Origin of the sequence: Streptomyces antioxidans (assembly GCF_000968685.2) — a bacterium.
Taxonomy (GTDB): domain Bacteria; phylum Actinomycetota; class Actinomycetes; order Streptomycetales; family Streptomycetaceae; genus Streptomyces; species Streptomyces antioxidans.
Window position 1 is genome coordinate 151487 of the sequence record NZ_LAKD02000058.1, and the last position, 13738, is coordinate 165224.

General features: G+C 74.4%; 5 protein-coding genes. 3 read left to right on the forward strand and 2 right to left on the reverse strand.

The annotated features are described in order from the left end of the window. Positions 1 to 90: 90 nt before the first annotated feature. From VT50_RS23735 to VT50_RS23745, 3 genes are all read left to right on the forward strand, one after another. Positions 91 to 1308, forward strand: a complete 1218-nt coding sequence (locus VT50_RS23735; protein WP_046085394.1) for a helix-turn-helix domain-containing protein — start codon at positions 91 to 93, stop codon at positions 1306 to 1308. 88 nt (positions 1309 to 1396) lie between these two features. Next, entirely contained in the window at positions 1397 to 1972 is a 576-nt protein-coding gene (locus tag VT50_RS23740; protein WP_046085393.1) for a hypothetical protein, read from the forward strand. 216 nt (positions 1973 to 2188) lie between these two features. Then, positions 2189 to 3550 (forward strand): YihY/virulence factor BrkB family protein, encoded by a 1362-nt coding sequence (locus VT50_RS23745; RefSeq protein WP_240529278.1) that lies wholly within the window; start codon positions 2189 to 2191, stop codon positions 3548 to 3550. Between the two features lie 53 nt (positions 3551 to 3603). Here the strand turns inward: VT50_RS23745 and VT50_RS23750 are convergent, their stop codons facing one another. Beyond that, positions 3604 to 4800 carry a cytochrome P450 family protein gene (locus tag VT50_RS23750; protein WP_046085391.1) on the reverse strand — a complete coding sequence of 399 codons (1197 nt, stop codon included), beginning with the start codon at positions 4798 to 4800 and terminating at the stop codon, positions 3604 to 3606. A gap of 42 nt (positions 4801 to 4842) precedes the next feature. Next, positions 4843 to 13668 carry a type I polyketide synthase gene (locus tag VT50_RS41025; protein WP_206269472.1) on the reverse strand — a complete coding sequence of 2942 codons (8826 nt, stop codon included), beginning with the start codon at positions 13666 to 13668 and terminating at the stop codon, positions 4843 to 4845. Positions 13669 to 13738: the final 70 nt, after the last annotated feature.

Here is a 13738-nt window from a genome sequence, read left to right on the forward strand (position 1 = left end):
CTCGCCTTGACGGGTATCGCTCAAGCGGGGAGGGCGGGGGTCGGGGTGTCCGGGAACGGGGATGGCGGGGGCCATGGGGGCGACGGGGACATGGAGCAGTTCGCGGAGCTGTTGCGCGAGCTCAAGGAGCGCACGAACCGCAGCTACGCGGCGCTGGCCGCGCGCAGCGGGGTGAGCGCGTCGGCGCTGCACCGCTACTGCTCGGGGGCGAGCGTACCCGGCGACTACGACGTGCTCGCACGGTTCGGCAAGGTGTGCGGCGCCAGCGGTGAGGAGCTGCTGGAGCTGCACCGGCGGTGGGTGCTGGCCGACGCGGAGCGCAAGCGGGCCGGGGCGCGGGCGCCGACCGCGGTGTCGGTGGGGCGGGATGGGGCCGCGGGGGCCGCGGGGTCTGCCATGCCGGATGTCTCACGGGCCGAGACGACGGGTGAGCCGGACGCTGAGACGGGGACGGAGCCGGGGCCCGGTGTGGCTGCGGAGGAGCCGGAGCCCGTGCGCCCGGCCGCCGCCCCGGAGGCCCTGTCCGCCGCGCCGCCGTCGCGTCGTCGGCCACTGCTCGCCGTACTCGCCCTGGCCGTGTTCGCCGCAGCCGGGGTGACGGCCGTGCTGTTAGGGAAGGCGCTGATGTCATCGGGCGGGTCGGACGGGTCCTCGGGCGCCCGGCTGCTGCTGTCCTCCCGCTGTCCGGTCGTGGTGAGCATGGGGCAGTCGGACGCGTGTGTGCACGAGCTCCAGTCGCTGCTCGCCCGCGCGGGCGGCAGGCTCGACGTCGACGGGGCCTTCGGGCCGGTCACCCAGATGCGGGTCGTGGTGTTCCAGCTCCGCAGCGGGCTGACGCCCGACGGATCGGTGGACGAGCGGACCAAGCGCGCGCTCTACGAGAACGACGGCAAGCCGCTCGACACCTGGACACCGGACCGGGTCACCCGGCGCATCCGCGAGGTCTTCACCGAGGACCCCGAGCGTGCGGTCGGCATCGCGGAGTGCGCCTCGTACCTCGATCCCCTCTATACGCTGCCCAACTCCAACGCCACCCGGAACTGGGGCGTCTTCCAGCTGTACGACGGCACGCTGCGGAAGCTGGGCGGCACTCGCGCGCAGGCGCTGGACCCGGACTGGAACATCCGGGCGGCCCATCGGCTCTGGGCGCTCACCCATGACTTCAGCGCCTGGAAGGCCTGTGACCGCGCCTACCGCGCCGGATCGAAGGCAGCCGCGCCGCCCCGCATCCCACCGGGCATCCCATCTCGCGCCGTCCCCGCAGCTCAGAGACGGTTTCCGATCCCGCTGTCCCGATTTCCCCGGTGAGCCGCCCGCCCGGCACGGAGGGCTGGGATCGTGCTGCCGCCGTCCTCGACGGTCCACGGATCCGCAGACGAAGGAGACGAAGACGACCATGGCTGTGACCAGCACCAGGATCAGACTCGGCGCCCTGCTCGGCGGCGCGGTCCTCGCCACCACCGGCGTACTCACCGCCCAGAGCGCGGCCGCCGCCCCCAGCGCACCGGCCGCCGCGCCCAGCGCCCCCGTGGCCGCCGACGCGCCCTCCGCCGCCGCGGTGACCAAGCTCAGCCACTCCGACGCGGCGAACCGGCTGCGCGGTGCCGGGGTCTCCTGGACCTCCAGCGGGGGCTGCTCGGACCGCAACACCCCCACCTGTACGTCGTTCGAGCAGGTCAACCTGACCACCGTGCAGGGCGCCATCACCCTGAAGGGGGCCACCGGCTGCGCGCTCACCATCACCGGCGGCACGGAGACCGGGCACGCCTCCGGTACGTACAGCCACTGGAACGGCTACAAGCTGGACTTCAGCGCCACCAGCTGCCTCACCAACTACATCACGGGCACCTTCACCAATATCGGCCCGCGCCCCGGTGACGGCGCCCAGCAGTACCAGTCCGGTTCGGGCAACGTCTACGCCCGCGAGAGCAACCACTGGGACGTGACCTACTACAACTGCGGCGGCTGCTGACCCGCATCCGACGCCCCACCGACCGTCCGGACGGCTGCAACGCGGCGCAACCTTTGCGCATGGCTGTACCCGGCACAGAAAGTGGGCCCGGCGGGCGGAGGGTGGTGCCGAGTCGGCGCGGCATCCCCTCCGCCAACGCCTGTCCGGCGCCCTTTTGCGCGGATTCGGCCTGGTCACCGGATGAGCGGCGGTGAAGACCCCCGATACGGTGAGAAGGTGCAGCCAGCAGAAGAAACACCGAAGCCGTCCGGCCGACTCCGCAAGGCCCGCGCCCTGTACCGCAATGTGTCCAAACGGAGGACGGCCTGGCTGCTGCTGAAGGACACGGTCAATTCGTGCATGGAGTACCGGGTCACCGGGCTCGCCGCCGAAGCGGCCTTCTTCACCCTGCTGTCGCTGCCGCCCCTGCTGCTCGGCCTGATCGGGCTGCTCGGCTACTTCGACGCCTGGACCAGCACCGACACGGTGGTCACCATCCGGCAGAACATCCTCGACGCCTCCGCGACCGTGCTGTCGGACCGGGGCGTCAAGGAGATCGCCCGGCCGCTGCTGGACGATGTGATCAAGGGCGGGCGTCCCGATGTGATCTCGCTGGGCTTCGCCATCGCCCTGTGGTCCGGCTCCCGTGCGGTGAACGTGTTCGTGGACACCATCACGATCATGTACGGGCTGGAGGGGAAGCGCGGGATCGTCAGGACCCGGCTGCTGTCCTTCCTGCTCTATCTGGTGGCGCTGGTGGTCGGGGCGGTGGCGCTGCCGCTGATGGTGATCGGCCCCGAGGCGGTGGTAAACCTGCTGCCGTCCAGCGGGGATCTCGTACCGGTCCTGTACTGGCCGGTGGTGATCGTGCTGTCCATCGCCTTCCTCACCACGCTCTACCACGTGTCCGTGCCGGTGCGCTCGCCGTGGCCGGAGGACATTCCGGGGGCGCTGGTGGCCCTCACGATATGGGTGCTGGGCAGCTTTCTGCTGCGGATCTACCTGGTGCATACGGTCGAGGGCCCGACGATCTACGGCTCGCTGGCCGCACCCGTCGCGGTGCTGCTGTGGATCGGGGTGTCCGCCTTCGCGGTGCTGGTCGGGGCGGCGGTCAACGCCGCGATCGACCGGGTCTGGCCCTCGGTGGCCACGGCCGCCGGGCGTGCGGAGCGCGCCGCCCGGGCCCGGGAGGGGGCGGCCCGGCTGCGGGCGAGGGAGCAGCGCACGGCGGACGACGGTGCGGCGGAGATCACCCCGCCCTCGGAGTTCCCCGAGCGCTGGGCCCAGTTCCTGCCGCACGGCGACATACGCTCCCGGCTGCACACGAAGCGCGAGGCGGGCGGGAAGCCGGGGGAGAAGGCCGCCGGGAAGGCGGGGAAGGCCGGGAACTCCGGGAAGGCCGGGAAGCCTGGCGGTCGGCCCGCCGATCAGCCTCCGGAGACACCGCCCCCGGGGAAGGCGGCGGCCGGGGAGCCCCGGCCGCCCCGGCAGGGGCCGAGGCGTCCGGGTCAGGGTCCGGGCCCGGAGGTACGGTCCGCCGCGGACGGCGCGGATGGCGCGGACGGAACCGGGGCGGACGACGACCGCCCGGTGCGCTGACCGCCCCGCGCCCTCCATCCTGACCGCCCCGCGCCCCGCGTCACCTGCGCGCCCTACCCCGCGGGGGTGAACCGCACCGGCAGCCGCAGGAGCCCGCGCATCATGCTGGGGCGCCAGGCGAGGGTGTCAGGGTCGGTGTCCAGGGCCAGGTCAGGACACCGCTCCAGCAGGGCCCGCAGCGCGATCGTGGCCTCCAGCCGGGCCAGCGGCGCGCCCAGACAGTGGTGGACGCCGTGGCTGAAGCCCAGATGCCCCCGGGCGTCCCGGTGGATGTCGAAGCGGTCGGGGTCGGCGAAGCGCCGCGGGTCGCGGTTGGCCGAGCCGAGCAGCACCAGGACCGGCTCACCCGCGGGGATCTTGGCACCCCCGATCTCCACGGGTTCGGTGGTGAAGCGGTGCGCCGTGGACTGCGACGGGCCGTCGTAGCGCAGCATCTCCTCGACGGCGGCGTCCAGCAGCGCATGGTCGGCCCGCAGCGCGGCCAGCTGCTCGGGGGCGCGCAGCAGCGCACAGGTGCCGTTGGAGAGCAGATTGACGGTCGTCTCATGCCCGGCTACCAGCAGCAGGAAGGCCATGCCGAGCATTTCCTCGGACGAGAGCCGGTCGCCGTCCTCGTCCATCGTGCGCACCAGGGCGGACAGCAGATCGTCGTCCTCCGCCTCCCGCTTGGCCTCGATGAGCCCGGCCAGATAGCCGGTCATGGCGGCCACGGCGGCGCCCGCGGCCTCGGGGCTGCTGGGGAAGACGATCTCGCTGGACCAGCCGCGGAAGTCGGCACGGTCGGCCGCAGGTACGCCGAGGAGTTCGCAGATCACCGCCATCGGCAGCGGCATGGCGAACGACTCCACGAGATCGGCCCGGCCGAGCGGCAGCATGGCGTCCAGCAGCTCATCGGCGAGCTGCCGGATGCGCGGCCGCAGCGCCTCGATCCGGCGGGCGGTGAACTCCCGCGCCACCAGCTTCCGCAGCCGGGTGTGGTCCGGCGGATCGGTCTGCAGCATGTTCAGCCCGATGGCGTTGCCCCCGTCGTCCTGCCACGCGGCGGAGTGGCGGATGTCATTGCTCATCCGGGGGTCGGTCAGGGCGGCGCGGGCCTCCTCATGGCCCACGATCAGCCAGACGTCCTCGGTGCCGTGGCTGGGCACCCGGTGCACGGGGCCCTGCTCCCGCAGCAGGGCGTAGAGCTGGTACGGGTCGGAGACGATGTCGGTACCGGGCGGAACGAGTTTCTCGAAGGCGGGCAGGGTCATGGTGGGGTGGGTCCCTTCTGTGGGGCTCAGGCGGTAGGGCGGTCACAGACCGCGTTCGGTGAGCCAGTCCTCAATGGCCCCGGTGGTCTCGGGGAGGTGGTGTTCCATGATCGTGAAGTGGTCTCCCGGGGTGGCCCGGGCGGTGTGCGGGAAGGGCCAGACCGCGCGCCAGCCGTCGCCCTCGAACCCCTCGTCCTGGTGGGGCATGGGCTCGGCCGCGCTGAGGAAGAACGTCGGGCTCTGGACGGGCCGCAGGGCGCACTCCTCCATCAGCAGCGCGTTGTAGCGCCCGCTCGCCGAGAGCTTGGCTCCGGTCAGCGCGAAGTCGCCGAGCAGCTGTTCCCGGGAGTCCAGGCCCTCGTTCAGCGCGATGTGGGTCTTCTCGGAGAACTGGTGGGTGGCCTCGAAGGTGTCGAGCAGTACGACCGCGCCGGGCGGCAGCCCCGCCCGCTCGGCCCGTTCCGCCAGGGCGTAGGCGAGCAGCCCGCCCATGGAGTGGCCGACCAGGACGTAGCGCTCGGCGCCGAGGGCCGCGCGCAGCTGGTGGAGGTGCAGCTCGATCAGGGCGTCGAAGCTGTCGGCCACCAACTCGCCTTCGAGGTAACCGGGGTTGACCAGCGAGAGCACATCCCGCTTGCCCTCGAACATCTGCGCCATCATCCCGTACTGGATCGGTCCCGCGGTGGCGGTGATGGCGGGCAGGCACACCAGCGTGGCCCGGGTGCCGTCGCCGCTCGCCATCTTCACCGGCGGCAGGATGTGGTCGGCGGCGCCCTCGGTGGTGAAGGACGGCCGGAGTTTGCCCGCGGCCTGGATGAGCGCCATGCCCACCGACTGGGCCCGGCCGCTGGCGTACGCCTGGTGGTAGAGGGTGGTGAGACTGTCGTAGGGGTCCGACTCCGGGGCCGCGGTGGCCTTCGCCAGCTCCAGCTCGATGGCGGACGGGGGCGGCGCGGGGCCGTCCGACGCGGTCTCGGGCGCGGTGTCGGGCGTGGTCTCGGGCGTGGTTTCCGGGGCGGTCTTTGGCGCGGTCTGCTCCGGGGGCGCGGTGTCTTCGGCCACGGGCGGGCTCGGCCGGGCGGCGGCCCGGCTGCCCACCAGCGCGGCCAGGTGCCCGGCGAGCCCATCCACCGTCGAGTGCTCGAACGTCGCCGTGGCCGAGAGACGGAGCCCCAGCAGCGTGGCGAGCCGGTCGCGCAGGTCGATCCCGCGCACCGAGTCCATGCCGAGCGCCAGGAACTCGGTGTCCGGGCCGATCTCCGCGCCCGTCTCGTGGTGGAGCACCGTGCGCAGCTGCTCCCGGACGAGATCCGCCAGCAGCCGCTCCCGGTCCTCGGGTGCGGCGTCCAAGACGCGCTGGGCGGCGGCGGTGTCCTGCGGCCGGGGACCCGGCCGTTCGCGCCGTACGGGGCGGGCCGCACGCTCCTCCGCGGCTGCCTGCAACCGGTCCGCGGAGACCGGCCGCAGCGTCAACTCAGCAATGTGCGCGAGCGGTTGACCGTCAGCGTCCGTGAGATGGACACCGATGGCGTCCGGACCGACGGCGGACAGCCGTACCCGTACGGCGGTGGGCGGGGCGGCGTCCGGGGCGGAGTGCAGCCGGACACCGGCCCAGGAGAACGGCATCCGGATCGGCGCGCCCGCCGGCTCCGCCCGGTCGAAGAACCCGCCGAGGCCGATGGCGTGCAGGGCGGTGTCGAGCAGCGCGGGGTGCAGTGCGAAGCCGTCCACCGGGCCGCCACCGGCCCCCTCGCCCAGGGCCGCCTCCGCGAAGACCTCCCCGTCGCGCCGCCACGCCGACCGCAGACCGCGGAAGGCCGGGCCGTAGTCGAAGCCATCGGACGCCAGCCGGTCGTAGTAGCCCGTGAGGTCGACGGCGCGGGCACCGGGCGGCGGCCAGACGGCCGCCAGCTCCGCGAACGCGGCACTGTCACGGCCCTCATCGGCCGCGCCACCGCCCTCATCGCCGTCGGCCGGACCCTCCGGATCCGGGGCCACGACGGCCCGCAGATGGCAGGTCCAGCCCGCCGCCGCGTCCTTCGCCACCGACTCGGCGCGGGAGTGCACGGTGAGCTCCCGCCGGCCCTCCTCATCGGGCTCGCCGACCTGGATCTGCAGGTGTGCCGCCCCGGTGGCGGGCAGGAACAGCGGTTCCTGGAGGGTGAGTTCGGGCAGGTGCGGGCAGCCGGCCGTACGCCCCGCGTACAGCGCCCAGTCGAGGAACACACTGCCGGGCAGCACCACACCGCCCAGCACCGCGTGGTCGGCGAGCCAGCGGTGAGTGGTCTGCGAGAGCCGCGCGGTGAACAGCACCGTGTCGCTCCCGGCCGGCGCCACCGCGCCCGCCAGCAGCGGATGGTCCACCGCCGTGAGCCCGGCGCCGCCCACGTCCCCGGTGTGCTCGGGCGCGTCCAGCCAGTACCGCCGGGCGCGGAACGCGTACGTCGGCAGATCGACATGCCGCCCGCCCTCGAACGCGGTCGCCCACGCCACCGCGCCACCGGCCACGAACAGCTCCGCGAGCGCCGTGAACAGCCGCTCCCGGCCGCCCTCGTCCCGCCGCAGCGTGCCCACCACCACGGGTGCGCGGTCCGCGGACGTGCCGTGCGACGTCCGCTCGATCCGCTCCTCGACCGTCTGCTCGATCCCGGGGACCAGCACCGGGTGCGGGCTCACCTCGATGAACACCGTGTGCCCGGCGTCGGCCAGTGCGCGGGTCGCCTGCTCGAACCGCACGGTCTCGCGGAGGTTGCGGTACCAGTACTCCGCGTCGGCGCTCGCGCCGTCCAGGAGCGCACCGGTCACCGTCGAGTACATCGGCACCCCGCCGGGGCGGGGCGTGAGGGGCGCGGCCAGCTCGAGCAGCCGCTCACGGATCCGTTCGACCTGCGGGGTGTGCGAGGCGTAGTCCACCGGGATGCGGCGCGCCCGCACCCCGCCGTCCCGTTCACACGCCGCCATCAGCTCGTCCAGCGCCGCCGCTTCCCCGGCGACCACGGTCGAGCCGGGCCCGTTCACGGTGGCCACGCAGAGCCGTTCGCCCCAGGGCGCCACCAGCTTCCCGGCCTCGTCCACCGGCACGGGCAGCGAGACCATGCCGCCACGGCCCGCCAGTTCGCTTCCGATCAGCCGGCTGCGCAGCGCTACGACACGGGCGGCGTCCTCCAGCGAGAGCACCCCCGCGACACACGCCGCCGCCAGCTCGCCCTGCGAATGCCCCACCACCGCGGCGGGCTCGACCCCATGGGACCGCCACACCCGCGCCAGGGACACCATGACCGCCCACAGCACCGGCTGCACCACATCGACGCGGTCCAGCGACGGCGCGCCGGGGCGTCCGCGCACCACATCGAGCGGTGACCACTCGACATACGGGGCCAGCGCCCGGGCGCAGTCGCCGAACGACTCCGCGAACTCGGTTGACACGTCGAGGAGTTCGGCCGCCATCCCGGTCCACTGCGAACCCTGTCCTGGGAAGACGAACACCGGCCCCGAGCGGTCGGCGGGGAGGGACCCGCCCAGCACCACGCCGGCGGCCGGTTCGCCGCGGCCGAGCGCCGCCAGCCGGTCCAGGAAGTCCTCCCGGGTGCGGCCGATCACCACGGCGCGCCGCCCGAAGACGGCCCGGGACAGCAGCGAGCGGGCCACATCGACGGGGGCCAGACCGGGGTCGGCGGCCAGCCGCTCCCGCAGCCTGCGGGCCTGCTCGCGCAGGCCGTCGGGGCTCTTCGTCGAGAGCACCCACGGCACCGCCGCCGGCGTCGGTGTCGGCTCGGTGGCGGCCCCGGCGTCCGGCGACTCCTCCAGGATCACATGGGCGTTGGTGCCGCTGATCCCGAACGACGACACCGCGCCGCGCCGCGCCCCGCCGGCCGTGGGCCAGTCCTCGTTCTCCGCGGCCAGCCGCAGCGCACCGGCCGTCCAGTCCACCCGCTCGGTGGGGCGTTCGGCGTGCAGGGTGCGGGGCACGACGCCATGGCGCAGGGCCAGCACCATCTTGATGACACTCGCGACCCCGGCCGCGGCCTGGGTGTGGCCGAGGTTGGACTTCACCGAGCCCAGCACCACCGGCCGGTCGGCGGGCCGGTCCCGGCCGTACGTGGCGAGCAGGGCCTGTGCCTCGATCGGGTCGCCGAGCGACGTCCCCGTGCCATGCGCCTCGACCACGTCCACATCGGCCGCCGTGAGCCCCGCGTTCGCCAACGCCTGCCGTATGACCCGCTGTTGGGCCGGGCCGCTGGGCGCGGTGAGGCCGTTGGACGCACCGTCCTGGTTGAGCGCGGAGCCCCGGAGCAGCGCCAGCACCCGGTGGCCCTGGCGGCGGGCGTCAGACAGCCGCTCGACCACCAGCATGCCGACGCCCTCGGCGAAGCCCATCCCGTCGGCCTCGGCGGCGAACGCCTTGGAGCGCCCGTCGGGGGCGAGCCCGCCGACCCGGCTGAACTCGACGATCGGCCGCGGGGTCGACATGACCGTCACCCCACCGGCCACCGCGAGGGCGCATTCGCCCTGCCGTACCGCCTGCGCGGCCAGGTGCAGCGCCACCAGGGACGACGAGCACGCGGTGTCCACGGTGATGGCCGGGCCCTCAAGCCCGAGGGTGTAGGCCACCCGGCCGGTGGCCACGCTGCCCGCGCTGCCGTTGCCGAGATAGCCCTCGAAGCCGTCGGCCAGCTGCTCGGGGAAGCGGGTGGCGTAGTCGTGGTAGATCAGCCCCGCGAAGATCCCGGTCGGGGTGGCGCGCAGCGCGGTGGGGTCGATGCCCGCGTGCTCGAACGCCTCCCAGGTGGTCTCCAGCAGCAGCCGCTGCTGGGGGTCGGTGGCCAGTGCCTCACGGGGCGAGATGCCGAAGAACTCGGCGTCGAAGTCGGCCGCGTCGTACAGGAAGCCACCGGCCGGCGCATGGGCACCGGGCGCGCCGGGGCGGCCCAGCTCGGTGTGCCAGCCGCGGTCGTCGGGGAACGGGCCGATGGCGTCCCGCCCTTCGGCCAGCAGCCGCCACAGCTCCTCGGGCGAGCGCACCCCGCCGGGAAAGCGGCAGCTCATCCCGACGATCGCGATCGGGTCGTCGTCCTCGGCGGCCACCGCGGCAGGGGCGGGGACGGCGGTGGCCGGACTCTCGGCCGCGTTCTCGGCCGCGCTCTCGGGCGCCAGCAGCCGCAGCAGCTCGGCCACCAGCGCGGCCGGGGTCGGATGGTCGAAGACGGCGGTCACAGGAAGCCGCAGCCCGGTGGCCGTGCCCAGCCGGTTGCGCAGCTCCACGGCGGTCAGCGAGTCAAAGCCCAGGTCCCTGAACGAGCGGTCCCCGGCCAGCGCGTCACCGCCGGTGTGTCCGAGCACCACGGCGGCCTGAACCCGTACGAGGTCGCCCAGCGCGCGCTCCCGGTCCGCCGGGGGCAGCGCGGCCAGCCGGTCCCGCAGCCCGCCGCCGGTGGCCGTGTTGGCTGCGCCGCGCCGGACCGCCGTCGTACGGACCAGCCCGCGCAGCAGCGGCGCGGGCTCGCCGTGGCGGCGCAGGGCGGCCACGTCAAGCCGCACCGGAACGCTGAGGGCGCGGGGCGCCCGTATGGCCGCGTCGAAGAGCGCAAGACCCTGGTCCGTGGTGAGCGGCCGGACGCCCTGACGGCGCATCCGGTCCAGGTCGGTGGCGTCCAGGCCACCGGTCATCGTGCCGCGTTCGCCCCACAGGCCCCAGGCGAGGGCGTGTGCGGGAAGGCCCTGGTCGCGGCGGTGCCGGGCGAGGGCGTCAAGAAACGCGTTGGCCGCCGCGTAGTTGCCCTGGCCCGCCGAGCCCAGCACCCCGGCGGCGGAGGAGAAGAGCGCGAACAGCGCCAGGTCCCGGTCCCGGGTCAGCTCGTGCAGATACCAGGCCGCGTCTGCCTTGGGGCGCAGTACGGTGTCCAGCCGGTCGGGGGTCAGCGCGGAGACCACGCCGTCGTCCAGCACCCCGGCCGCGTGCACCACACCGCGCAGCTCCGGCAGGCCGTCCAGCAGCGCGCCCAGCGCGGAACGGTCGGACACCTCACACGCCACCACCCGGGCCGTGGCACCCAACTCGCCCAGCTCGGCGACGAGTTCGCGCGCGCCGGGGGCGTCAGGGCCCCGGCGCCCGACCAGGACCAGGCCCGTGACCCCATGGCGGGTGACCAGATGCCGGGCCACCGCCGAGCCGATGACCCCCGTGCCGCCGGTGATCAGCACGGTGCCGTCGATCGCGTCCCGAGGAGTGGTGAGCACCACCTTTCCGGTGTGGCGCGCCTGGCTGATGTGGCGGAACGCCTCCCGCGCCCGTCGGGTGTCCCACGCCGTCACCGGCAGCGGCGCCAGCACCCCCGCCTCGAACAGCCCGGCGAGCTGGGCCAGCATCGCGCCCAGCCGCTCCGCCCCGGCCTCGGCGAGGTCAAACGCCCGGTAGCCGACGCCCGGCCAGCGCGCGGCCAGCTCCCCGGCGTCCCTGACATCCGCCTTGCCCATCTCGATGAACCGGCCGCCGCGCGGCAGCAGGGTCAGCGAGGCGTCGATGAACTCCCCGGCCAGACAGTTCAGTACGACATCGACGCCCCGGCCGTCGGTCGCGGTCAGGAAGCGGTCGGCGAACTCCAGGGTGCGCGACGACGCCACCCGCCCGTCCGGAACGCCCATGCCGCGCACCACGGGCCACTTCGGCTCGCTCGCGGTGGCGTACACCTCGACCCCGAGATGGCGCGCCAGCCGCACCGCCGCCATCCCCACACCACCCGCGGCGGCGTGCACCAGAACCGACTCGCCCGCGCGCACCCGGGCCAGCTCGACCAGGGCGTAATACGCGGTCAGGTACGCCGCGGGCACGGACGCCGCCTGCGGAAACGTCCAACCGTGGGGCATCCGCACGACCATCCGGGCGTCGGCCACCGCCACCGGGCCCGCATACGCGCCCGACACCAGCCCCATCACCCGGTCGCCCACCGCGAGGCCGTCGACACCGGGGCCGACCTCAAGCACCACACCGGCGCCCTCGGCCGCGAACAGCCCTTCACCGCCGGGGACGACATCCAACGAGGCAAGGACATCACGGAAGTTGACGCCCGTGGCGCGTACCGCGATCCGCACCTGCCCCGGGGCCAGGGGCTCCTCGACACCCGGAGCGGGCACGAGCCGCAGCCCGTCCACGGTGCCCCCGGTGTCCAGGTCCAGGCTCCAGGCCCCTTCGGGGGCCGTCAGCACGTCGGCGTCCGACGGTGAGACCCGGCCCAGCCGGGGCACGGACACCGCTCCGGCGCGCACCACGAGCTCGGGCTCACCGGTGGCGAGGGCGGCGGTCAGCGCCGCCGCGGACTCGGGCGCGCCATCCAGGTCCACCTGCGCGAACCGGCCCGGGTGCTCCGAACACACCGAACGCCACAGCCCCCGCACCCCGGCCAGCGCCAGCTCGGCCCGCTCACCCGGGAACGCCGCCACCGCGTCCCGCGTCACCAACGCGAGCCGTACGCCGTCGAGTTCGGGATGGCTCAGCCACTCGCGCACCGTCGCCAGTACGGCCGTCAGGCATTCGCGGCCGGCAGCGGGCACGTCGCCGCCCCCGCCCGGGGCCGCTGCCGGGACCGCGGGCAGCACCACCAGCTGGGGCAGGGGCGCGCCGGTGCGTACGGTGGCGAGGAGCGCGGCCACATCCGCGTGGACGGGTGCGTCGGGGCCGTGCGGCGGGGCGGCGCCGAGCACCGCCATGGACTCCGTGGCCTCGGACGGCCGGAGGGACAGCGGCGTCCACACGACCTCGAAGAGCGCGTCCTGGGCCGTCCCGGCGGCGCCCGTCAGCGCGTCGGCCGTCAGGGGCCGCGAGACCACCTCGTCGACGGTGAGAACCGGCAGCCCGGCGAGATCCGTCATCCGCACCGAGATCCCGCCGGGTCCCGTGGGCGCGATCCGCACCCGGGCGACGGTCGCACCCGTGGCATGCAGCCGCGCCCCGGAGAACGACAGCGGCACCATCCGCTCCGCCTCGCCCTCCAGAAGCGCCACAAGACGCGTCTGCAACGCCGCGTCCACCAGCGCCGGATGCACACCGAACCGGTCCGCGTCGCCGGCGGCCGACTCCGGAAGCCGCACCTCGGCGAACATCTCCTCGCCCCGGCGCCATACCGCCCGCACGCCCTGGAACACCGGCCCGTAGCCATAGCCGTGGTCCGCCAGCCGCTCGTAGAACGCGTCGATGTCCACCGGCTCCGCGCCGGCCGGCGGCCACGCGGACCCGGCCTCCGGCTCGGCGCCCCCATCACTGGGCGCCGGGGACACCGCCAGCGTCCCCGTGGCATGGCACACCCAGTCGTCCGCCGGATCGTCGTCCTGCAGACGGTGCGGCCGGGAGTGCAGCCGTACGGCGCACCCGCCCCGCTCGTCCGCCGCGTCGATGCCCACCTGGATGTCGAGGGCGGTGTCATCGGACGGCAGGGTCAGCGGGGTGTGCAGTACGAGCTCGTCCAGCCGCTCGGCGCCGACGTGCTGCCCGGCCCCCAGCACCAGCTCCAGCAGGGCCGCACCCGGCACTAGGACCCGGTCCAGGACGGCGTGGTCGGCCAGCCAGGGGTGGGTACGCGTGGAGAGCCGACCGGTGAACACGGACCCGCCGCCCTCGGCCACGCTGACCCCGGCCGCCACCAGCGGATGCCCCACCACGGACAGCCCCGCGCCCGCGAGGTCCCCCACCCGCTCGGCCGCCGAGAGCCAGTAGTGGCGGCGCTGGAAGGGGTAGGTGGGGAGGTCGGCCCGGGTGCCCGGGGCGAGGAGGGCCGGCCAGTTGGGGGTGAGGCCGTGGGTCCAGAGGGTGGCGAGGGAGGTGAGGAGTTGCTGGATGCCGCCGTGGTCGCGGCGCAGGGTGCCGGTGGCGAGCACGGGCTGGTCCGTGGCGTGGCCGTTGGCTTCCTGGATGGCGGTGGTGAGGACGGGGTGGGGGCTGGTCTCC

Coding starts and splice junctions, on each gene's coding strand:
- VT50_RS23735 (WP_046085394.1), top strand. CDS start 91: ATGGAGCAGTTCGCGGAGCTGTTGCGCGAGCTCAAGGAGCGCACGAAC.
- VT50_RS23740 (WP_046085393.1), top strand. CDS start 1,397: ATGGCTGTGACCAGCACCAGGATCAGACTCGGCGCCCTGCTCGGCGGC.
- VT50_RS23750 (WP_046085391.1), bottom strand. CDS start 4,800: ATGACCCTGCCCGCCTTCGAGAAACTCGTTCCGCCCGGTACCGACATC.